The organism is Pedobacter borealis DSM 19626, from assembly GCF_000708285.2.
GTDB classification, from domain to species: domain Bacteria; phylum Bacteroidota; class Bacteroidia; order Sphingobacteriales; family Sphingobacteriaceae; genus Pedobacter; species Pedobacter borealis.
Genome location: NZ_JAUG01000020.1, coordinates 1 through 20,938, shown reverse-complemented (window position 1 = coordinate 20,938; position 20,938 = coordinate 1). Strand labels below are relative to the sequence as shown.

The 20,938-nt window shown below is 37.9% G+C and carries 22 protein-coding genes; 6 read left to right on the top strand and 16 right to left on the bottom strand.

What is annotated here, in order from left to right; translation table 11 throughout:
• Positions 1 to 33: 33 nt before the first annotated feature.
• The gene (locus AW17_RS08035) at positions 34 to 1,737 is read left to right on the top strand and encodes a M28 family peptidase (protein ID WP_029275616.1); all 1,704 of its coding nucleotides are present in this window, start codon (positions 34 to 36) and stop codon (positions 1,735 to 1,737) included.
• A gap of 258 nt (positions 1,738 to 1,995) precedes the next feature.
• Here AW17_RS08035 and AW17_RS08030 read toward each other — a convergent pair whose 3' ends face one another.
• A complete protein-coding gene (locus AW17_RS08030; RefSeq protein WP_051691700.1) occupies positions 1,996 to 2,247 on the bottom strand; it encodes a virulence RhuM family protein in 252 nt (83 codons plus the stop codon).
• 39 nt (positions 2,248 to 2,286) lie between these two features.
• Here AW17_RS08030 and crtD point away from each other — a divergent pair, with 39 nt between their 5' ends.
• Positions 2,287 to 3,765, top strand: a complete 1,479-nt coding sequence (gene crtD / locus AW17_RS08025) for a 1-hydroxycarotenoid 3,4-desaturase CrtD (RefSeq protein WP_029275614.1) — start codon at positions 2,287 to 2,289, stop codon at positions 3,763 to 3,765.
• Between the two features lie 65 nt (positions 3,766 to 3,830).
• Here crtD and AW17_RS08020 read toward each other — a convergent pair whose 3' ends face one another.
• The 5 genes from AW17_RS08020 to AW17_RS08000 form a co-directional block, all read right to left on the bottom strand.
• Positions 3,831 to 4,334, bottom strand: coding sequence for a shikimate kinase (locus AW17_RS08020; RefSeq protein WP_029275613.1), 504 nt, complete (start codon positions 4,332 to 4,334; stop codon positions 3,831 to 3,833).
• 23 nt (positions 4,335 to 4,357) lie between these two features.
• A complete protein-coding gene (locus tag AW17_RS08015) occupies positions 4,358 to 4,723 on the bottom strand; it encodes a DinB family protein (RefSeq protein WP_051691699.1) in 366 nt (121 codons plus the stop codon).
• Between the two features lie 83 nt (positions 4,724 to 4,806).
• Positions 4,807 to 5,862, bottom strand: coding sequence for an ABC transporter permease (locus AW17_RS08010; RefSeq protein ID WP_029275611.1), 1,056 nt, complete (start codon positions 5,860 to 5,862; stop codon positions 4,807 to 4,809).
• Positions 5,863 to 5,864: 2 nt separating this feature from the next.
• The gene (locus tag AW17_RS08005; RefSeq protein WP_029275610.1) at positions 5,865 to 7,016 is read right to left on the bottom strand and encodes a BT_3928 family protein; all 1,152 of its coding nucleotides are present in this window, start codon (positions 7,014 to 7,016) and stop codon (positions 5,865 to 5,867) included.
• Between the two features lie 36 nt (positions 7,017 to 7,052).
• Positions 7,053 to 7,598: a DUF1599 domain-containing protein gene (locus tag AW17_RS08000; protein ID WP_029275609.1), complete on the bottom strand. Its 546-nt coding sequence runs from the start codon at positions 7,596 to 7,598 to the stop codon at positions 7,053 to 7,055.
• A 99-nt stretch (positions 7,599 to 7,697) separates the two neighbouring features.
• Between AW17_RS08000 and folP the strand changes: the two genes are divergently transcribed.
• Positions 7,698 to 8,549, top strand: a complete 852-nt coding sequence (gene folP / locus AW17_RS07995; protein WP_029275608.1) for a dihydropteroate synthase — start codon at positions 7,698 to 7,700, stop codon at positions 8,547 to 8,549.
• Between the two features lie 290 nt (positions 8,550 to 8,839).
• On the top strand, positions 8,840 to 9,631 hold the full coding sequence (gene cdaA / locus AW17_RS07990; protein ID WP_029275607.1) for a diadenylate cyclase CdaA: 792 nt from the start codon (positions 8,840 to 8,842) through the stop codon (positions 9,629 to 9,631).
• Between the two features lie 318 nt (positions 9,632 to 9,949).
• Here the strand turns inward: cdaA and AW17_RS07985 are convergent, their stop codons facing one another.
• The 10 genes from AW17_RS07985 to AW17_RS07940 form a co-directional block, all read right to left on the bottom strand.
• Positions 9,950 to 10,360, bottom strand: coding sequence for a BrxA/BrxB family bacilliredoxin (locus AW17_RS07985; RefSeq protein WP_029275606.1), 411 nt, complete (start codon positions 10,358 to 10,360; stop codon positions 9,950 to 9,952).
• A 101-nt stretch (positions 10,361 to 10,461) separates the two neighbouring features.
• Positions 10,462 to 10,950: a CCC motif membrane protein gene (locus AW17_RS24600; RefSeq protein ID WP_209444219.1), complete on the bottom strand. Its 489-nt coding sequence runs from the start codon at positions 10,948 to 10,950 to the stop codon at positions 10,462 to 10,464.
• Between the two features lie 8 nt (positions 10,951 to 10,958).
• On the bottom strand, positions 10,959 to 11,279 hold the full coding sequence (locus AW17_RS07975) for a DUF2752 domain-containing protein (protein ID WP_051691698.1): 321 nt from the start codon (positions 11,277 to 11,279) through the stop codon (positions 10,959 to 10,961).
• Positions 11,260 to 11,694 (bottom strand): YkvA family protein, encoded by a 435-nt coding sequence (locus tag AW17_RS07970; protein ID WP_029275603.1) that lies wholly within the window; start codon positions 11,692 to 11,694, stop codon positions 11,260 to 11,262. The genes AW17_RS07975 and AW17_RS07970 overlap by 20 nt, the downstream gene beginning before the upstream one ends.
• Before the next feature lie 144 nt (positions 11,695 to 11,838).
• Positions 11,839 to 12,123 (bottom strand): PIN domain-containing protein, encoded by a 285-nt coding sequence (locus AW17_RS25360; RefSeq protein WP_425339089.1) that lies wholly within the window; start codon positions 12,121 to 12,123, stop codon positions 11,839 to 11,841.
• 121 nt (positions 12,124 to 12,244) lie between these two features.
• Positions 12,245 to 12,469, bottom strand: a complete 225-nt coding sequence (locus AW17_RS07960; RefSeq protein ID WP_227256344.1) for a hypothetical protein — start codon at positions 12,467 to 12,469, stop codon at positions 12,245 to 12,247.
• A 32-nt stretch (positions 12,470 to 12,501) separates the two neighbouring features.
• Positions 12,502 to 14,019: a GH3 auxin-responsive promoter family protein gene (locus AW17_RS07955; protein WP_029275600.1), complete on the bottom strand. Its 1,518-nt coding sequence runs from the start codon at positions 14,017 to 14,019 to the stop codon at positions 12,502 to 12,504.
• A 158-nt stretch (positions 14,020 to 14,177) separates the two neighbouring features.
• Positions 14,178 to 14,918 carry an LPS export ABC transporter ATP-binding protein gene (gene lptB / locus AW17_RS07950; protein ID WP_029275599.1) on the bottom strand — a complete coding sequence of 247 codons (741 nt, stop codon included), beginning with the start codon at positions 14,916 to 14,918 and terminating at the stop codon, positions 14,178 to 14,180.
• Between the two features lie 89 nt (positions 14,919 to 15,007).
• A complete protein-coding gene (gene recJ / locus AW17_RS07945; RefSeq protein WP_029275598.1) occupies positions 15,008 to 16,708 on the bottom strand; it encodes a single-stranded-DNA-specific exonuclease RecJ in 1,701 nt (566 codons plus the stop codon).
• 196 nt (positions 16,709 to 16,904) lie between these two features.
• Entirely contained in the window at positions 16,905 to 18,230 is a 1,326-nt protein-coding gene (locus AW17_RS07940; RefSeq protein ID WP_029275597.1) for a sulfatase-like hydrolase/transferase, read from the bottom strand.
• A gap of 142 nt (positions 18,231 to 18,372) precedes the next feature.
• On the opposite strand from AW17_RS07940, the gene AW17_RS07935 reads away from it, so the two are divergent.
• A complete protein-coding gene (locus AW17_RS07935) occupies positions 18,373 to 19,716 on the top strand; it encodes a Fic family protein (RefSeq protein WP_051691697.1) in 1,344 nt (447 codons plus the stop codon).
• A gap of 20 nt (positions 19,717 to 19,736) precedes the next feature.
• Positions 19,737 to 20,504: an MBL fold metallo-hydrolase gene (locus tag AW17_RS07930; protein WP_029275595.1), complete on the top strand. Its 768-nt coding sequence runs from the start codon at positions 19,737 to 19,739 to the stop codon at positions 20,502 to 20,504.
• The last annotated feature ends 434 nt before the right edge of the window (positions 20,505 to 20,938 follow it).

Genomic DNA, 20,938 nt, shown 5'->3' with positions numbered 1-20,938 from the left:
GCTATTGTTATCTTTCGCTTTTTACTAACGATCATGAAAACGAAGATACTTTTTGTACTGCTTTTGGCGGGATTGGGATGTTATGCACAAAATTCGACAGATGAATATTTCACGCTAACGCGGGCTGGTTTCCTAGAAAAAAACGCTTATGAAACAACTGCTTTTGTAGAAAAATACTTCCGCGTACCCGGTAACACAGGTTTTAATGCCAGTATCCATTATGTAGAAAACATCCTTAAAAAAGCTGGTTTTGTAGAACAGAAGCAGAATGAATTTGAGGCTCCTTTAACTTATCGCATCGAAAAAAGAGCGATGAAAAACAATACCTGGGAACCTGTTGATGCCAATATTGATATCGTTGGCGAAACAAAACCGCTCATCTCTTATAAAACTAACCGCAACATGATCCCGATCAATTGCGGATCAACAGCTGCAGGAGATGTTACAGCTAATGTGGTTTACATTGCCAACGTATTACCTGCCGAAATAGAAAAAATGGATCTGAAAGGGAAAATCCTTTTTTCCGAGAACAGTCCATCACGTTTGCTTCAAATAGCCACAAAAGCGGGAGCCATTGGCGTGCTGGGCTATTCGATGCCAAAGTATACTCAACCAGAGGTACACCAAACTTCTATCCAGTTTGGGAGCATGAAAGCCAATAGTGAGGTATGGACATTGCTTTTATCTTATGCTGCTAAAGAAAAATTAAAAGCAGCCTGCTTAAAAGGCGAGACTAAATTGAAGGTAAATATTCAGACTAAAATTTACCCCTCAGAAGAATTAACCATTATCGCAAATGTTAAAGGCAGTGTAAATCCAAATGAACGTTTTGTGTTCAGTGCACATGTTCAGGAACCCGGTGCAAACGATAATGCAAGCGGTGTTGGTACATTAGCTGAAATGGCAAGATTAACAGCAGCATTATATCAGGCAAAAAAGATAAGTCCGAAGCGTAGCCTCACTTTTTTATGGGGCGACGAAATTGTATCAACAAGAAGATATATTACCGAAGATACCTCCCGGGCCAAAGGCATTATGTGGGGAATGAGTTTGGATATGGTTGGCGAGGACACTAAAAAAACCGGCGGCTCATTCCTGATTGAAAAAATGCCCGATCCATCGGCTATCTGGACAAGGGGAACGGATAAACATACCGAATGGGGCGCTGGCGATGTTACTGAAAAAGATCTTTTTCCGCATTATTTTAACGATTTTATCATCGATATCTGTAAAGCACAGGGCAAATTTGCCAACTGGACAGTTAATTATAATCCGTTCGAAGGTGGCAGCGACCACACACCATTTTTGCAAAATAAAATTCCAGGATTATTGATGTGGCACTTTACCGATGTTTTCTACCATACGGATAACGACAGGATTGATAAAGTTTCGCCAACCGAAATGAAAAATGTTGGGATAAGTGGTTTAACTGCTGCCTATACTTTAATTTCTGCAGATGAAAATACTGCGATAGCCACAATCTCGAAAGTCAAAACTGATGCTTTAACCCGCTTAAAAACTGAATTTGAACTGAGCAAAAAGGAAATTGCAAAGGGGAAAACCGCAACGGATGAGAAACACATTATTGAAGTGTGGGCCAAATGGTATACTGATGCTTTGGCAACGGTAAACAAGATGCCTGTAAAATCCGAAACCACCAGAGTTGGTTCGGCCATTAAGTTTGCCACCAACGAGATCGAAAAACAAACGAAGCTATATTTAGAGGAGTTAAAATAGGTTAATTTTTATAGTTTATTATTTTACGCGGTAACCTATGGAAATAACTACATCCAAAGAATAAAATTCAATTTCTCTACTAACTGACCTATTAACCTGAGTTCGATTATTAAATCTCATTTTGTGGCGTTTTAATCAAGTTTTCTGTTAAGACGGTCGTCACCCTGAATTTATTTCAGGGTCTTTCACGCTAAAAAGATGCTGAAATAAATTCAGCAGGACGATAAAGCGGGATTAGGCGTAAATAAGATATAATTTTCAGCAAATAATTATCGAACTCAGGTTATTACCTTCTTTTCGAACTGTCAAGGATTTCTTGACAGTTGATATTTTATCTAATTCATTCTCTTCAAATATATTCTTAATGTGAAGACTAATATTCTGTTTAGTTTTATTAAAAAGCTGTTGCATTTGCTGTTGCGTTAGCCAAACAGTCTCATTTCCATAAGCAACTTCTATCGCAGGCAAACCCTCTTCTGTTTTATAAATTATAATTTCATCCTTAATCATCACTTCAAGTTAGTAAAATATTTATCTTATTTTCGCATCATGCCTAAACCAAAAGCAATAGTTATCGGCGCCGGAATTGCTGGAATTGCATCGGCAATCCGTCTTTCCTTAAAGGGCTATGAGGTTGATGTTTTTGAAGCTAATTCAAAACCTGGAGGCAAGCTGGCAGAAATAAAAATGAACGGTTTCAGGTTTGATGCCGGACCGAGCCTTTTTACCATGCCCCGGTACGTGGATGAACTCTTCAAACTGGCAGGTAAAAACCCTGAAGATTATTTTGAATATCTAAAATTAAAAGAAATTTGCCGTTATTTCTACGAAGATGGTTTAAGGTTAAACGCAAGCGCAGATCTCGATGAATTTGCCAAGGAAATAGAAGAAAAAACAGCTTCAACTGCAAAAGAGGTTGAGCGCTATTTAAACAAAAGCAAAACCATTTATGATGTTACCCACCGTGTATTTTTGGAAAGAAGTTTGCATAAAATTAAAAGCTACCTGCACTGGGACACCTTAAAATCTATATTCCGTTTTGGCCAGATTGACGCTTTTAGAACACAGGCAAAAGCAAACCGATCGTTCTTTAAAGACGATAGAATAGCACAGCTTTTTAACCGCTATGCCACCTACAATGGTTCCGATCCTTATCAGGCACCGGCCACATTGAATATAATTCCACATTTCGAGTACCACTACGGAGCCTTTCTTCCAAAGAAAGGGATGTACAGTATTGTTACTGCCCTGATAAAATTGGCAGAAGAGTTGGGAATAAGATTTCATTACAATCAAAAGGTGGAAGAAATCATATATTCCAATGGACTTAACCCCGAAGTACAGGGCGTAAAAGTTAACGATAAAATCTATAAAGCTAACGTTGTTGTTTCGAACCTCGACATCTGGTTTACTTATAAAAACCTCCTTAAAAACATAGCTCGACCTAAAAAATTATTAAACCAGGAACGGAGTAGCTCTGCTTTGATTTTTTACTGGGGCATGGACGGGAATTACAGCGATATGGGCCTGCACAACATCTTTTTCGCTGAGGATTACCAAAAGGAGTTTAATGCCATATGGAAAGATAAAACCATTAGCAGCGACCCTACCGTTTACATTAATATTAGCGCCAAACACATTAGAGGGGATGCGCCTACAGATAGTGAAAATTGGTTTGTAATGATAAACGTTCCGGCTAATAATGGTCAAAACTGGGATGTGTTGATTAAAGAAGTCAGGACAAATATTATCAAAAAGATCAGTCGATTGTTAAACAGGAATATTGAAAAAGACATTATCTGCGAGCAGATTTTAGATCCCAGAAGCATTGAAAGCAAAACCGGTTCTTATCAAGGTTCTCTGTATGGCAACAGCTCCAACAATCAGTTTTCTGCCTTTTTAAGGCATCCCAATTTCAGTTCGAAAGTTAAAAATTTATATTTCTGTGGGGGTAGCGTGCATCCGGGCGGAGGAATTCCGTTGGCATTATTATCAGCAAAAATAATTGACGATGGGTTTAGGGTTTAGGGTTTAGGGTTTAGGGTTTAGGGGAAATCTTATCTAAAGCAAATTGTTTTATTGGCAAAGAAAATCTAACGATTCTTTTCAATCGCTTCTTCCAACTTTTCCCCGTCCAGGTCAAATGCGTCTACAATCAACTTAGCTTTGGTATAAAAAGGATCACGTTCTTTGAGTTTCTCTTTAATAAATTCTAAAAGCTGTTCATCATCCAGATCTTTAATTAAGGGACGTTTTTGGCGGTTATGTAAACGTGATACCAAAGCCACTGGCTCCATTTGCAAATAAACGGTTTCACCATTTGCATTCATCCATTCCATGTTATCGAAAAAGCATGGCAATCCGCCTCCAGTAGCTACCACACAGGTTTCTGGATAATCGAAGGTTTTAAGCATGTTGCTTTCGTAATCCCTAAAGCCACTTTCTCCATATTCAGCAAAATATTCGGCAATACTTTTACCTGTTTTTGAAACAATTTCGGCGTCAAGATCAATCACAGGGCATTCTAAACGATGTGCCAACTGTTTAGCTTTTGTACTTTTGCCGCAGCCCATGTATCCGATAAGGAAAATTTTCATGTATCTCTCTTTTTGCTTCGACCTTATAATAGATAGTCGCGTTTTAACATAATATAATCGGTTACAGGTGGCGTAAAACCTTCTTTTTTCAATAAAGTTACAACCTGTCCGCGATGATAAGTAGAATGATTAAATAAATGAAATAAAATTTCATCCAATCGGTTTTCGTACTCAACACCCTTTGTGTTGCTATACAAAATCTTCTTATCTAAAGAACTCTCTTTCAATACCGCCCTGATCAACTTAAAATTTTCAGCAGCAATACGCTCAAAGTTTTCCTTATGATGAATATCCCAAACACCATAAAGTGGTTTCTTGCCCGAAATCCGTTGTGCCCATATATGTTGGGCATTAAGTACATGGCTAAACAAGCGCTCAGCATCGGGCATTTCGGTTGTTGCAAGCTTAAATATTTCGATGATGCGTTGATCGGCAAGCTCAGTATAATTTATAATTCCTCTTCGCGCATAACCTAACTTAATTTAACTCTTGGATCAACATAAGCATATAAAATATCAACCAGAATATTGATGACTACAAATACGAAAGCGATAAAAAGAATAGAACCCATCACTACCGGAAAATCAGACATTTCTAAAGCGGTTACAGTTGTTCTGCCTAATCCGTTATACCCGAAAATGTACTCTACAAAAAAAGAACCCGCCAGCAATGAGGCAAACCATCCTGAAATAGCCGTAATTACCGGGTTCATAGCATTTTTTAAAGCATGTTTATAAATTATAGCATTTCTACTTAATCCTTTGGCTCTTGCAGTTCTGATATAATCCTGCGCCAAAACATCCAGCATTGCACTTCTGGTTAACTGTACAATAATCGCCAAAGGTCTCAAACCAAGGGTAACCATTGGCAACCATAGGTTTCTTAGGGTTAATACTTCACCATTAAAAGGATCGTAAGAATATAAGCTGCCGCTCATTTTTAGGCCAGTATAATTGCTCAGTACAAAGCCGAAAAGCCAGGCAATAATAATCCCCGCAAAAAAAGAAGGCGCTGATATACCCAGAATGGCAAATGCATTGGCCGATTTATCAATCCACGAATCTTTATAAACTGCTGAAAGCACGCCTAAAAACACACCGATTATGGTGGCGAAAATCATCGCTGTTAGCGCAAGAATGAAGGTATTCGGTACGGTTTCAGAAAGTATAGCTGTTACATCACGTTTGGTCTGGTAGGAACTGCGAAGATAAGGCCATTTTATCACCAGCGCCTTTTTATCAAAGGCCATCAGTTTTGTGTAATGATATTTCTGTTGATTGGTACTATCGTTATCAAGAATGCTAATTGGCGATAAATCATTAATGTATAAAACAAATTGAACAGGTTTGGACCGGTCTAAACCAAATTCTTTACGAACGGCTTCGAGCGATTGTACATCGGCCCTTTGCCCCATCGTCATCCGTGCAGGGTCGCCAGGTAAAATATTGAACAGCACAAAAACAACCAATATTACACCACCCATTACCAGTAGCCCATACATCAGTTTTTTTAGTGCGTATCCGATCATATTTATTTATCGAAATATTTTCGACTGAGTTGGTCGAAAGTGGGTACGTTGTGAAAATGCCATTTATTGATTACCACCCCGTTCTTCATCAGTAAAACGCCAGGATTTGCCCTAACCATACTTTTTAAAGGTACGGCATCGGCATAAAAAACCTCCGAAAACAGGTTATTCTTTTTGATAAAGGCCTGTGCATCCTGAGCCGAATTTGAAGTAAGCAATACCGTACGGATATTAAACTGCTGTGTAGCGTTTAAAGCCAAGGCGTTTAATTTGCCAATAGCGGCCTCGTTTGTAGCATGAAGATCGTAGGCTACAAAGATCAAATTATAATAAGGGTTTTCGATCAGTTCCTTGGTATAATCGGTGCCTGAAGCATCTGTAATGTTCAGGTCTTTGATTTTAGGTTCAAAACCCTTTTTAACCAGTCTTTTTGCCGGTTCACCGATAATTTCCCAATTGTTATCCTTCCAGATCTCTGTTTTAAGATAGGCTTTATCGCTCATATCTTTCTCTTCATTGGTTTTCTTGTTCTTTAAGTGATACATGATCTCAAATTCATCTGGTTTTTCTCCTGGAGGAATCACCATTAATGATGGAAGATGTGCACCAACTTTATAAGGCAGGAAATCGATAATCGGCAAAACATTGTAAGTATATAAACCAAAACCTAAAGATATAACCGTTACTGCAATTGCGATATTTCTTTGAGTGGTTTCTTTTTTAAATAAAGGCTGGATCAGGTTCTTGTTTAAGAAAATAACAATGATCAGCGCTAAAAGGATCAGATCTTTACTGAACGACTGCCATGGGGTAAGCGGAATGGCATCGCCAAAACAGCCACAACTGGTAACTACTTTGAACGCTGCAGATATAAATGTGAGCAGGGTAAAAAAGATGATGAGAAGCAATAAACCCCAGGCTACCTTTTTACTCCAGAAACCCAATAGCAATAAGACACCGAGAACGATTTCTAAAGTACAAAGTAAAATAGCAATACCAGTGGCCATTCCACTCAGGAAATTCATGTGAAAAACTTCAAAATATTCCTGTAGTTTATAGCCAAAGCCAAGTGGATCGTTTGCTTTGATCAATCCTGAAAATATGAATAAAGCACCGACAAAAATCCTGGAGAATCTTAAAAGTATGTTTCGCATCTGTATGTATCTATTTTTTAAAGGCTATTACGTTATTTATTTAACACCGAGTTTGATCAGTGCGAAAACCGAATAGTTCAGCATATCCTGATAATTTGCATTAACACCCTCCGAAGCCAGGGTTTGCCCTTCGTTAACTTCAATCTGTTTTACCCTAAAAATTTTCATTAAAATCAGATCGGTTAACGAACTAATGCGCATATCGCGCCAAGCCTCACCATAATCGTGGTTTTTGGCAAACATTAAATCTTTGGTTTCCGTTACCTTTTCTTCAAACCGTTTTTCAACTTCGGCATAAGACATCTCGTTCGGATCACTTTCGGTCAGTTCGAGCTGCATCATGGCGATAATACAATAGTTTACAATCCCGATGTATTCAGATATCACACCCTCTCCCACCTTGCTTACTTTTTTTTCTTCGAGGGTACGGATGCGTTGTGCTTTAATAAAAATCTGATCGGTTATCGAACTTGGTCTTAAAATCCGCCATGCAGTACCATAATCTTTAGTTTTTTTTAAAAATAATGATCTGCAAACTGCAATCACTTCATCAAATTCGGTAGAGGTATTTGTTTGTGCCAAAGCCAATAATTATTTAGTTTTTAGTGTATTTTTGTCCTGAAAAAACAAAAGCTAAAGATACATTTTTAAAGCGAAACCCAAATCCCGAAAGGGTTTATTATGGCAGAAAAAAACTTTTTTGAGCCCAAACAAAGCTTAAACATTAAAGGTAAGCTTATCGATTTAAGCCGCCCAAAAGTAATGGGTATTTTAAATATCACCCCCGATTCTTTTTACAGCAATAGCCGCACAAAATCGATAGACGAAGCTTTAACCAAAGCAGCCCAGTTCATTAATGAAGGTGCTACATTTATTGATATCGGTGGGTACTCATCAAGACCTGGCGCTAAAGACATTTCTACCAGTGAAGAGATTGACCGTTTGGTACCCGTGGTAGAAAGTTTAGTAAAAGCATTTCCCGAAGCAGTTATTTCTATTGATACGTTTAGGGCAAAAGTAGCAGCAGAAACGATTTCTGCCGGTGCACACATCATTAATGATATTGCCGCTGGAGATATGGACGAACAGATGTTCGAAACGGTGGCAAAACTACAGGTACCTTATATGATGATGCACATGAAGGGTACTCCTCAAAATATGCAGCAAAACCCTGTTTACGACAATGTGTTATTGGAAGTAATTGATTACCTGGCGAAAAAAGTTGCGGCGCTTAAGGCACTTCATGTTCACGACGTAATTATTGACCCTGGTTTTGGCTTTGGAAAAACAATCGAACATAATTATGAGCTGCTTAACCAAATGGAAGCTTTTAAAATTTTCAAACTTCCTATTTTAGTGGGCTTCTCTCGTAAAGGAATGATCTATAAAACACTTGGCACTTCGGCAGCAGAGGCCCTGAACGGAACTTCGGTACTGAATACCATTGCACTACAAAAAGGAGCGGGCATTTTAAGGGTACATGATGTTAGGGAAGCAGTAGAATGCATAAGGTTAGTTGGGATGCTGGGCTAGGCGGATATGTGGTTAATCGGTTAACTGTTTGAATTGGTTAATCGTACAAATAGCAAATTGCCTACGTCTGGTAACTTCAATAATTTGTTAAATTGCAATTGCGCTCCTGTCCTTGATATAATCTAAACTTAATTGTGATGCATATTTACTCATTTGAAAAATTAGGTTCTCTCCACCAGCCCTACAATTAACCGGTTAACCAGTTTAAACAGTTAACCGCTTTTCAACCAATTTAAACAGTTAACCTATCTTGCTTGTAAACTGAAAACCGTTTTGCTATCTTGCCGCTAATGAAAGGATTAGATTTTGATTTCGTAAAATTCACCATTACCGACGTGGTAGACATTGTGCTGGTAGCACTTTTAATCTATTATGTGTATACGCTAATCCGCAATACCTTAGCTGTTAACCTGCTGGTTGGGATGCTCATCATCGCAATATTCTATCATATTGTTGATGCTTTGCATATGAAATTACTCACAGCCATCATAGAGAAATTTATGAGTGTGGGGATTATTGCATTGATTGTAATTTTCCACCCGGAGATTAGGCGTTTCCTTTTACTGATCGGAAAAAATGCTTTTTTACAAAAGAATAAGGCTTGGTGGGGGTATTTATTTGGCAGAAAAGAAATTGAAAGGAATAATTTAACCCGTATAAAACCAATTATTGATGCCTGTAAAAGCATGAAAAAAACGCGTACAGGTGCATTAATGGTATTTGTTAAATTTTACGACGAACAGTTTTTCGCCAATAGCTGCGAACTTGTTGATGCCAAAATATCGAAACGTTTATTAGAGAGCATTTTTCAAAAAAACAGTCCGCTGCATGATGGTGCCGTCGTTATTTCGGAGAACAAAATTAAAAGTGCGAGCTGTATTTTACCTTTAACTGATAACGACCAGTTACCTTCACAGTTTGGGTTAAGGCACCGTGCGGGTATTGGTGTTTCTGAAACGACCGATGCCGTTGCAGTAATTATATCAGAAGAAACCGGAGAAATATCGTACGCCAAACAAGGTAGGGTAAGGATGAATGTTTCGTTTGGGGAGTTGGAGAAATTGCTGAATAAGGATTTTTAAGGCATCGATTAAGGTGATTTTTAGTGATTACACAGGTTTTCACTTCTATGTCATTCTGAACGCAGTGAAGAATCTCTGGCTTATGAAAACTGAACTTTCAATCAACGGAACAAACATGTACAATAGAGATCCTTCGACTTCGCTCAGGATGACATAACGATGAATACTCCGTGTTTCTGTGCTTCCGTGGCAAAAATAAAACACTTAGTTTGGCAACTCCACAAACGCAAAAAGGCGAATGTTTCCATTCACCTTTTCAATATAATTATAATTAAGGATCACCTATCGGTGTAATCCCTCAATCTGTGTAATCAATTTCTAGCAGTATTGTTCAAAAGCACCGATCAGGTTATCAGCGATCATTTGTGCCGGACGGCCTTCAATCTGGTGACGTTCGATCATGTGAACCAATTTACCATCTTTAAATAACGCCATTGCCGGAGAAGATGGAGGGAAGGGCATCATGTAATTTCTAGCCTGATCTACCGCTTCTTTTTCCATTCCTGCAAAAACAGTAACCAATTTATCAGGGTGTTTTTCGTGTGCTGCTGCTGCTCTGGCGGCCGGACGTGCATTTGCTGCTGCGCAACCGCAAACCGAATTTACTACTACCAACACAGTTCCTTCGCCTTTAATCGCTTGATCTACGTCTTCTGCGTTTTTTAATTCTTGAAAACCTACGTTAGTTAATTCCTTACGCATTGGCTCTACTAAATATTCTGGATACATTATCTTAGTTTTTTATTTACAATTTCAATGCTACAAAAATAAGAAAATCGAATGGTATGCACCATTCGATTTATATTTTTAAGGTAAAATTAAAATGGCCCTTATTCTAAACCTTTTAAGATTTCTTGCATTTTATGTGGATCACCTAACATCCCCATGCCAAATATCACAATAATGGCAACATAATAAAGCAATGATAAAATATTAAGAACCAAACCTATAATTGCGCAAATTCTTCCCGCATTTAAATTTTTAAATGAACTTAAACTATAAATAGCAGGGTTAACTGCGTACAAAACCTTGTCTTTTTTACTTAAAACCAATGCAATGATTGCCGGAATCAGTCCCAAAATACCATAACAACAGCAAAATGCAATAGAAAGAATTCCTAATACAAGTACAATTGTTGAGTTTGGTAAACTTTGTTGACCAAAACCTCCTCCAAACTGTCCAAATGGCGGCGGTTGCTGAAATGGAGGTGGGGTTACCGGACCATTACCTAACGGTTCAAATGGTGCAGGTTCTGGGGTTTTATCTTTTGAAAGATCAATCGGTTTATTTTCTTGAGGAGTTTCTTGTTCTTCTGACATAGCTATATTTAGATCAATTGGTGCGTGTATATTTTGTAAATGTAATTGATTAAAATAATTACTGCAACACTTGCAAAAACGATTTTGATCAGCTGTGCCCCAAACTTAAAATCGACCTTAAGGTGAACAATGGTAAATACTACGACAAAAATGAGTGGAATTGTTGCGGGATAAAACTTAAATGATGCGATTAAATCGCCCCTAAATAAAGCCAAAACCGAACGCTGAAAGCCACAGCCTGGGCAATCGAATCCAAAATGGGCTCTAAACGGACAAGTAAAAAGATGCTCGCCTATCCAATCTAGAAAACTATGTTGCGGTTGAGTCATCTATATCGCCAATAAATTTGATCTGTGCATCTTTCCATACTTTGTACTTCTCCAGATCTTTAAGCACTTGCCTATACACCAGGTTTAAGATATAAATATCATCAACAAAACCTAAAACCGGCACAAAATCAGGGATCACGTCTACAGGAGACAAAAAGTAAACCAAGCCTCCCAAAATAGCAATAATCGATCTTTTCGGAATTTCGGTATAATCGCCCTTCACATAATCTTTAGATACGGCAAACAACAACACCAGTTTCGACCAAATACCTTCCAGATCACCTTTATTGGTTACTGCCTTTCCCAATGCATCTTTAATCGTATTGCTGGCTTTGGTCTTATCACTTAAGATCACCGAAGCTTTACTTTGCGATTTTTTAAAGAAACCCAGTATTTTCTCCCTATTCAATTTCATAGTTAACGATATTACAAATTAACGGCCAAAAGCATCATAATTGTCTTCGGCATATTTGGTAAAGCGATCAATAATTTGATGTTTTTATTTTATCCATAGTTCCAAAATCAGGACAGGATATTTCCACATTAAGCATAGTTATTCTTAAATGACCGATAAGAACTCATCAATAGTTAGCATATTAACTTTAGGAAATTCTATTTGTTTTAATATCTTAAAATGATGGTCATTTGTTATAATGTAATCAGCATTACTACAGATATAGGCATCTACATACTTATTATCATCTAAATCAGATAAAATCAGTTTCCACTCAAAATATATGTCAACTTTTTCTACATTTTTAAGATTTAGCAACAACTCAGCGATATTACTTGCTACAAGAAAATTTGTTTTTTGTTCTAAAATTTCGACGTATTCTGAAAGAATGTCGTTACTAATACCGTGTGAAAATATCCATTAATTAGAGCATCAAAAATCGGCCTATATTTTGATTTTTTAGGAATTGAAACAAGAAGTACATTAATATCTAGTACAACTTTCATTAATGTTATTTTTTTCTTAGATGTTCATTCTTCCAAGATTCAATTGTATTTTCATCCCAATTTTTCTCATCCCAGAGTTTATCCATTTCATCAGATGCCGATTTTGCGAAATATTTGGTCAACATTTCTTTAATATCATTCAATTGATTATCGGGTAAATTATATTGAAATAATTTTAATAGCTCTAGCTGAACATTTGTCAATTTCCCTGTCGCTTCCATATTTTTCATTGTGAACTAAAACAAATATAATCAATAATATGCTAAGACGATTTCATCATCTCCAAAATATCATCAACATATTTTCGCTCATTGGCTAAACGCGGCACTTTATGCTGTCCACCGAGTTTATCTTTTGCCTTTAACCAATTATAGAAAGTATTTTCGGGGGCATTATGCACTTTCGGGCGGGCTAAAGCCATATCCTTAAAACGTTTGGCATCATAGTCAGAATTCACCGCACGTAGTGTGTTGTCCATAATATCTACAAACTTTTCAAAATCGTTAGGCTGTTTGTCGAATTCTATGATCCACTCGTGCCCGCCTGCTTTTTCATCTTTAAAATAAATTGGTCCGGCGGTATAATCTTTAATTTCGGCACCGGTTTCCTGGCAAGCTTTGGTTAAGGCCTGTTCTGCATTGTCGATGATCACCTCTTCGCCAAAGGCATTAATGAAATGTTTGGTACGTCCGGTAATTTTAATACGATAAGGAGAAAGAGAAGTAAATTGAATGGTATCGCCGATCATATAACGCCATAAACCACCATTTGTAGAAATTACGATGGCGTAATTTTTATGCAGTTCTACTTCACCCAGCATCAATGCTTTAGGATTTTCTTCACAGATATTCTCCATCGGCACAAATTCATAGAAAATACCATAATCCAGCATCAGCAACATCTCTTCTGAATTGTCCTGGTCCTGAATCCCGAAAAATCCTTCGGATGCATTATAAGTTTCCAGATAATACATTTCATTGGATGGGATAAGCTGTTTAAACTGTTCGCGATACGGGGCAAAGTTTACCGCACCATGGATATACAATTCGAGATTTGGCCAAACTTCCAGTAAATTCTGCTTCCCGGTAAGTTCGAGCACCTTTTTGGCCAGTACGATGGTCCAGGTGGGTACGCCCGAAATGCTGGTTACATTTTCATTGATGGTGGCTTCTGCCATTCTATCCATCTTAATTTCGTAATTATCCATCAATGCGATAGACATATCTGGCGTACGGTAATATTCGGCCCAGATTGGCAGGTTTTTGATCAGCACGGCAGATAAATCGCCATAAAAACAATCTTCGTTTAACTGATTAACCTGATGGCTTCCACCTAAAACCAAACCTTTCCCGGTAAACATCTGGTTATCCGGACGGTTATTGCAATAGATAGAGAGCATATCCTTTCCGCCCTTAAAGTGGCATTCTTCCAATGATTCTGGAGAAACAGGAATAAACTTACTCCTATCACTTGTGGTACCCGATGATTTTGCAAACCACTTGATATCTGATGGCCAGAGAATATTTTGTTCTCCATTAAGCATGCGCTCAATATAAGGTTTTAAGGTATCGTAGTTTTGGATCGGAACACGTTCCTGATATTGTTGTGGGGTTAAGATTGATTTATAATCGTAAAGTTTGCCCCATTCGGTATTTTCGGCACTATCAATCAAGTTATGGAACCACTCTTCCTGAACATCGTACGGATATTTCATAAAAAGCTCGATCTGGTGGATCCGCTTTTTCATTAACCAGGTAAAAATTGAATTTACAAATGCCATATTAAAAAATAAACTGCTGATTTTTACCACAGACGTTGACAGATAAACACAGATACTGTTGTTTTTGTTGCAACAATAAGCCGATCTCTTTACCTGAAATAGTTTTAGCTGTGTTTATCATCTTTATTCCCGAAATCGGGGATAAGAATCGGTTAATATTAAACATCAAATTTCTTACGTTTCAGCACAAAGTTTGATCCAAGATAAACTTTTCTTACCATCTCGTTCTCAGCCAACACCTCTGGAACACCCTGTTCTAAAATTTCACCTTCAAAAAGCAGATACGCCCTATCGGTAATCGACAGTGTTTCCTGCACGTTGTGATCGGTAATTAAAATGCCTATGTTTTTATGTTTCAGTTTAGCAACAATACTTTGGATTTCTTCTACCGCAATTGGGTCTACCCCTGCAAAAGGTTCATCCAATAAGATAAAATTAGGGTTAGCGGCTAAGGCACGTGCAATTTCGGTACGGCGGCGTTCACCTCCTGACAATAAATCGCCACGGTTTTTACGCACTTTATGTAAACTAAACTCGTTTATTAATTCTTCGAGTTTATCACGCTGTTCTTCCTTGGTCAATTTGCTCATTTCCAAAATGGCCAGGATATTATCTTCTACGGTAAGTTTTCTAAAAACAGATGCTTCCTGAGCTAAATAACCGATCCCTTTTTGCGCCCTGCGGTACATCGGATCTTCGGTAATATCTTCTTCTTCCAAGAAGATACGGCCTTCGTTTGGTTTAATTAAACCAACAATCATGTAAAAGGACGTTGTTTTTCCGGCACCGTTCGGGCCTAAAAGACCAACAATTTCCCCTTGACTTACATTAAAAGAAACGTTGTTTACAACAGTACGCTGTTTATATTTTTTAACCAGATTTTCGGCTCTTAATATCATATATTGATTGCTCCGTCATCCTGAATTTAGTTCAGGATCTTTCTAATTAGATGCTGAAACAAGTTCAGCATGACGAATTTATTTTATAGTTAATTAACTTTTATTCCTTTAATATTTAATTGCAAACGTTTCTTATCACGCCACACGTTTTCCTCTAACGTATAACAAACCGAAAACGGCACCTTTGGTTGTAAAAGATTTTGAAATTCGGCCAATCCGAATGCAATGCCTTCAAAAATAGGCGAATTTTGTTGTTTTATGTTAATTTTTAAATGATTTTGACCAACAGCCATGGCGTGCTGTGCGAGATATACGTTGTGAGTAACAAAAATAGGCGCCATATTTTCCGGTCCGAAGGGGCCCATCTGCGATAAAACACGATAGAATTTACCATCTATCTGCGCCAGCTCGATTTCAGCGTCAATCCTGATCATCGGCGTAAGCAACTCCTCTGTAATACTGGCCGATACAATTTCTTCAAACTTATCAGCAAAGGCATCTACATTATGCTGTTGCATGGTTAAGCCTGCGGCAAATTTATGCCCGCCATATTGATCCAATAAATCAGCACAACCGCTTAAAGCTTCGTACAGATCGAAACCAATTACCGATCGGCAGGAACCTGCTACATGTCCGTTGGATTTTGTTAATACGATTGTTGGGCGATAATATTTTTCAGTTAAGCGTGACGCTACGATTCCGATCACCCCTTTATGCCAGTTTTCGTTAAATACAACGGTCGTTTTTTTGTTGATCAGGATATCGCTTTCGCCAATTAAAGCCAAAGCCTCGCGGGTAATGTCCTGATCGTAAGTTTTACGCTCAGTATTTTTAAGGTTAATTAGTTCACTCTGCTCTAATGCGTTTCCATCTACCTGGCAAAGCAACATGGCAACTGCATGTTTAGCATGGTCTATCCTCCCAGCGGCATTAATCCGCGGACCTAAGGTAAAAACCACATCGGTAATGCTATAGTTTTCGGTTTTGCCCGAAACTTCCATTAGGGCACGTAAACCTTCACATGGATTGGAATTCAATTTTTTTAAGCCGTAATAAGCTAAAATTCTATTTTCGCCAACCACAGGAACAATATCGGCAGCTATGCTTACCATTACCAAATCTAAATATTGCAGATAAGTTTCTTTAGGGAGCTGATGTTTTTGCGCATATGCCTGTGCAAGTTTAAAGCCTATACCGCAACCGGCCAGTTCTTTAAAAGGGTATGCGCAATCAGCACGTTTAGGATCTAAAACGGCAATAGCCTGAGGCAATTCATCTCCAGGTAAATGGTGATCACAGATAATGAAATCGACACCTAAATTGTTGGCGTAATCAATTTTATCGATAGATTTTATTCCACAATCTAAGGCAATAATTAAAGAGAACCCATTTTCATTGGCATAATCAATCCCTGTGGTAGAAATGCCGTAACCTTCTAAATAGCGATCGGGAATATAATATTCGATGTTTTTAGTGAGCTGCGAAAAGAAACTGAAAGCCAGTGCAACCGAGGTTGTACCATCTACATCATAATCGCCATAAATCAGTATTTTTTCGTGGGTGGCCAATGCCGTTTCAATGCGGGCAATAGCAACATCCATATCTTTCATTAAAAAAGGATCATGAAGATGGTCAAGATCTGGCCTGAAGAAATCTTTGGCCTGATCGAAATCACAAATATTCCGTTGTACGAGTATTTGTGCAAGTGAGCGATCTATATTAAGTTGTTCTGCTATTTTTGTTATCGCAGCATCATTGCAATCTGATGCCAGTACCCATCTTTTTTCCATTTATTCTGTCTCCGAACAGTAAATATACATTTTAATTGGATATGCTAGCAATCCTACCTCGGGTTGTTTCCCGCAGATTTCGCAGAAAAGGCGGACAGATTATTGGAACTTAGATAAATCTGATTTAATCTGCATTTTTAATCCCCTCTAATCTGCCGGAAAAATTAATAAAGCCACTAATAACTAAAATCAAATTTTACTTCGAATTTCCTGGATAGGCCTGATAAAGTTTCATTAAGCGCGCTTTCTGCTCAGCATATTTTGCATCATCAATTAAATTCACACGTTCTGCCGGATCCCACGATAAATTGTAAAGTTCGGTAAGTTCTTTATTGTCTTTTTTGGTAATCCTCAACTTCCAATCGCCATCTTTTACGCCTTCTAAAACATAATTGTGGTAATAAATCGGGCGGTGAGGTTTAGTGTTGTTTTTACTGGTTAGCAAGGCTGAAATAGATTCCCCGTCATACACTTTTTGAGGTAATTTACTCTTAGTCCATTCGGCCAGTGTAGGAAAAACATCCAGATTTGAAATGGGCTGGGTTAACTGGGAATTGTTAAGGGTATGCCCTTTCCAATACACAATAAATGGAACGCGATGGCCACCTTCGTAAGAGATCCCTTTCGAACCCCTAAAAATTCCTGCGGAGCCAACATGGTAAAATTTGGTAAAACCATCATCGTACATTCGCTGTGGTGCATTTATCCACGGACCGTTATCGCTTGTGAAGATAAAAATGGTATTATCTGCCTGTCCTGAAGCGACCACCTGTTTCCAGATAGCAGCTAAACCGGCGTCCATATCTTCGATCACATCACCAAGTTCACCACCGGCAGAAGGTGTTTTTCTACTTTTTTGTGCCGCAAAAGCAACAGGCAAATGTGGCATATTTTGCGCCAGATAAAGAAAAAATGGTTTCTTAGCTGTAGCACTTTGTTTAATGAATTTGATCGATTCGCGGGTGTAAGAACTTGTTAAAATACTATCGTGCGGTTTATAGATTTCTGGTTTGGTATTTCTAAATATCTTGATTGTTGTATCAGTTTTAACATAAGGCGCTCTATAATCGTGGCTGTATAAAAGGCCATAAAACTCATCAAAACCCTTTTTATTTGGCAGCGAAACACCATGATCGCCCAAATGCCATTTACCGACCAAGGCAGTAGCATAGCCTGATTGTTTAAGCATCTGTGCAATGGTAATCTCATCTTCAGGTATGCCATGTTTATCGCCCGGACCTATTGGCCATGACAGATCCATCCTGCTACAGTATCTTCCGGTGAGCAAAGATGCCCTTGACGGTGTACAGGTTGGTGAGGTGGTTACGAAGTTTGTAGCTTTTATTCCTTTAGCAGCCATTCCATCCAAAAATGGTGTTTTAATCAGCGGACTTCCATAACACGAAATGTCAGCATAACCCATATCATCAGCCAATACAATAATTACGTTTGGTTTTTGCTGTGCTTTTAACTGTATCGAAAAACTACAAGCCAGCAGAAAAATTAAGATTCGGAGATTCATGCCTTAAATTTAAGCATCATATTTTACAAAAAAAGGAAGTATCCAAGCTTTTACCAAAACAAATACTCAAGTTTAGATTGTTACCTTTGTTTATAGATTATTCTTAATTTAACATCTTTCATTAATAGTTAAATCTTTGCCAATGCTTTCTAAAAACTTACTATCCGAAATTAAAGAAAAATCAGAACTGCTTAATTCTTTAAAGCCTTTAAGCGCTGAAAATCAAACTAAGCTTGATAAGAAGTTTCGTTTAGAATTTAATTTTAATTCCAATCATTTAGAAGGCAATACCCTAACCTATGGGGAAACGGAGTTATTATTAATTTTTGATCAAACAGAAGGAACGCACGATTATCGTGAGTATCAGGAAATGCAGGCACATGATGTTGCTTTACGTATGATCCAAGAAGAAGCAGCCGAAACAGAAAGACCTTTATTGGAAAATTTCATAAGAGATTTAAACGCAAAAATCTTGGTTAAACCTTTTTGGAAAGATGCCATAACAGCAGACGGGCAAGATACTCGTAAACAGATTATTCCTGGTGAGTACAAGAAAACACCCAATTCGGTAAGGCTTTCGAATGGAGAAATTTTTAATTACGCTGCTCCAGGAGATGTACAAAAAGAAATGGCTGAGTTGGTGGCATGGTTCAATGAAAACAGCGGAACAGAAAACCCTGTACTTTTAGCTGCTATTTTACATTATCGATTTGTACGGATCCATCCTTTTGATGATGGTAATGGTAGAACCGCGAGGCTTTTAATGAATTATGTTTTCGCTAAAAACAATCTACCCTTAGTGGTTATTAAAAGTGCAGCAAAAAAAGATTATCTGGCTGCATTAAACCGTGCAGATACTGGAGATTTAAGTGCTTTTGTTGAATATATTGGCAAGCAACTTTTATGGAGTTTGGATTTGAGTATTAAAGCAGCCAAAGGAGAAGATATTGATGAGGATGATGATTTAGATAAGGAATTGGAATTATTGAAACAGGAACTTAACCAAGTCCCGAATGAATTTGAGCAAGAAAAAACTTATTCAGATGTTGCAAACGTTATGGAAAACAGTATTGTCCCCTTATTTCTCGAGCTTAATTCAAAAATTGACAAAATAAAAGATCTATTTGTAAAAGTAGAATGTAATATACAAATCTCACACATCAAGCCAAATGGATATCATGATCAATTATTTTTCACATCAGAAGACTTTTTGTTTGGAAGCTCTTTCAAGGCTTACGAAATACAAGCAGCGACTATAAATTTTAATTGTACCGCTCTTAAGAAAACAATAAGACAAAAAGACATAAATTATACTTTACAGATTAATTTTGATGGCTATAATTATAGAATTTCAAATAAATTCAAGAATGAAGAGTTAATCATTTTACCTTATAAAGCTTTTTTATCAAAACACAACATTGATAGTATCGTTAAAGTAGTAGTTTCATATGTCATAGATGAAATCAAATCAGCAACGAAACCTTAAACAATTAAATAAAATACATTTTGCAAGTTCACACCCTATTCGAAGGCACCTATTCTGTTGATGCGACAAAGAAATTCGTTCCTTTCGACCCCGCCATACATCATTTTAAAGATAGACCCGCATCGCTATTCATTAACGTTCAGCCTTTTTTGGTTGAGCTGAAAAACAACCTCGTACTTTTTGATACGGGTTTAGGATTTAGTGATGACCACGGCGAACTGATTTTGCATAAAAACATCCGCAATGCAGGTTTCGATCCTACTGATGTAACTAAGGTGTTAATGTCGCATTTACACTACGACCACTCTGGGGGTATGATTCATAAACAAGGTAACGATAAAGTTGAATTAAGTTTTCCTGATGCTGAATATGTAATTAACCGTGGCGAGTGGGAAACGGCATTTAGCAGCACTTCATCTTCTTACCACACCGATATTTTCGATTTTGTACAACGCAATGCACAATTAAAATTTGTAGAGGGCGATGGCGCATTGGATGAAACCATTGCTTACGAATTTACAGGTGCACACTGTCCCAACCACCAGGTTTTCCTTTTAACCGAAGGTAAACAAAAGATATTTTTTGGCGGCGATGTGCTGCCTGAACCTGAAGAACTGGTTAAAAATTTTATTGCCAAATATGATTTCGATGGCCGTAAGGCAATGGAATTACGCAAGGAGTTTGGCAAAAGAGCAGCAGAAGAAAACTGGGAATGTTTGTTCTACCATGGCAAAAGCGCAGCAACTGGTTTTGTTGATGCTGTTGAAGGCGGGTTTAGGATAAGATAAGTCCATTCGTTTTTACCGCGAAGGGCGCAAAGAAGAAACGCAAAGCACCTAGAGCCGTTTCTTTTTACCACAAAGGCCACAGAGAAAGTCACAAAGTACACAGAGCTGGGCGCATATCTATACTTAAAACTCTGTGTTCCTCCGTGTAAAACTCCATGCCCTCGGTGGTAAAACTTAGCGCCACTTTACGGTTAAACAAAATAGAATCTTTTTTACCACAAAGGCCACGGAGAAAGTCACAAAGTACACAAAGCTGGGCGCATATCTATACTTAAAACTCTGTGTTCCTCCATGTAAAACTCCATGCCCTCGGTGGTAAAACTTAGCGCTCTTTGCGGTTAAACAAAATAGAATCTTTTTTAACACAAAGGCTATGGAGAAAGGTACAAAGTAAACAGAGCTGGATGCGTATAGCTATAGACCTGAGTTCGATT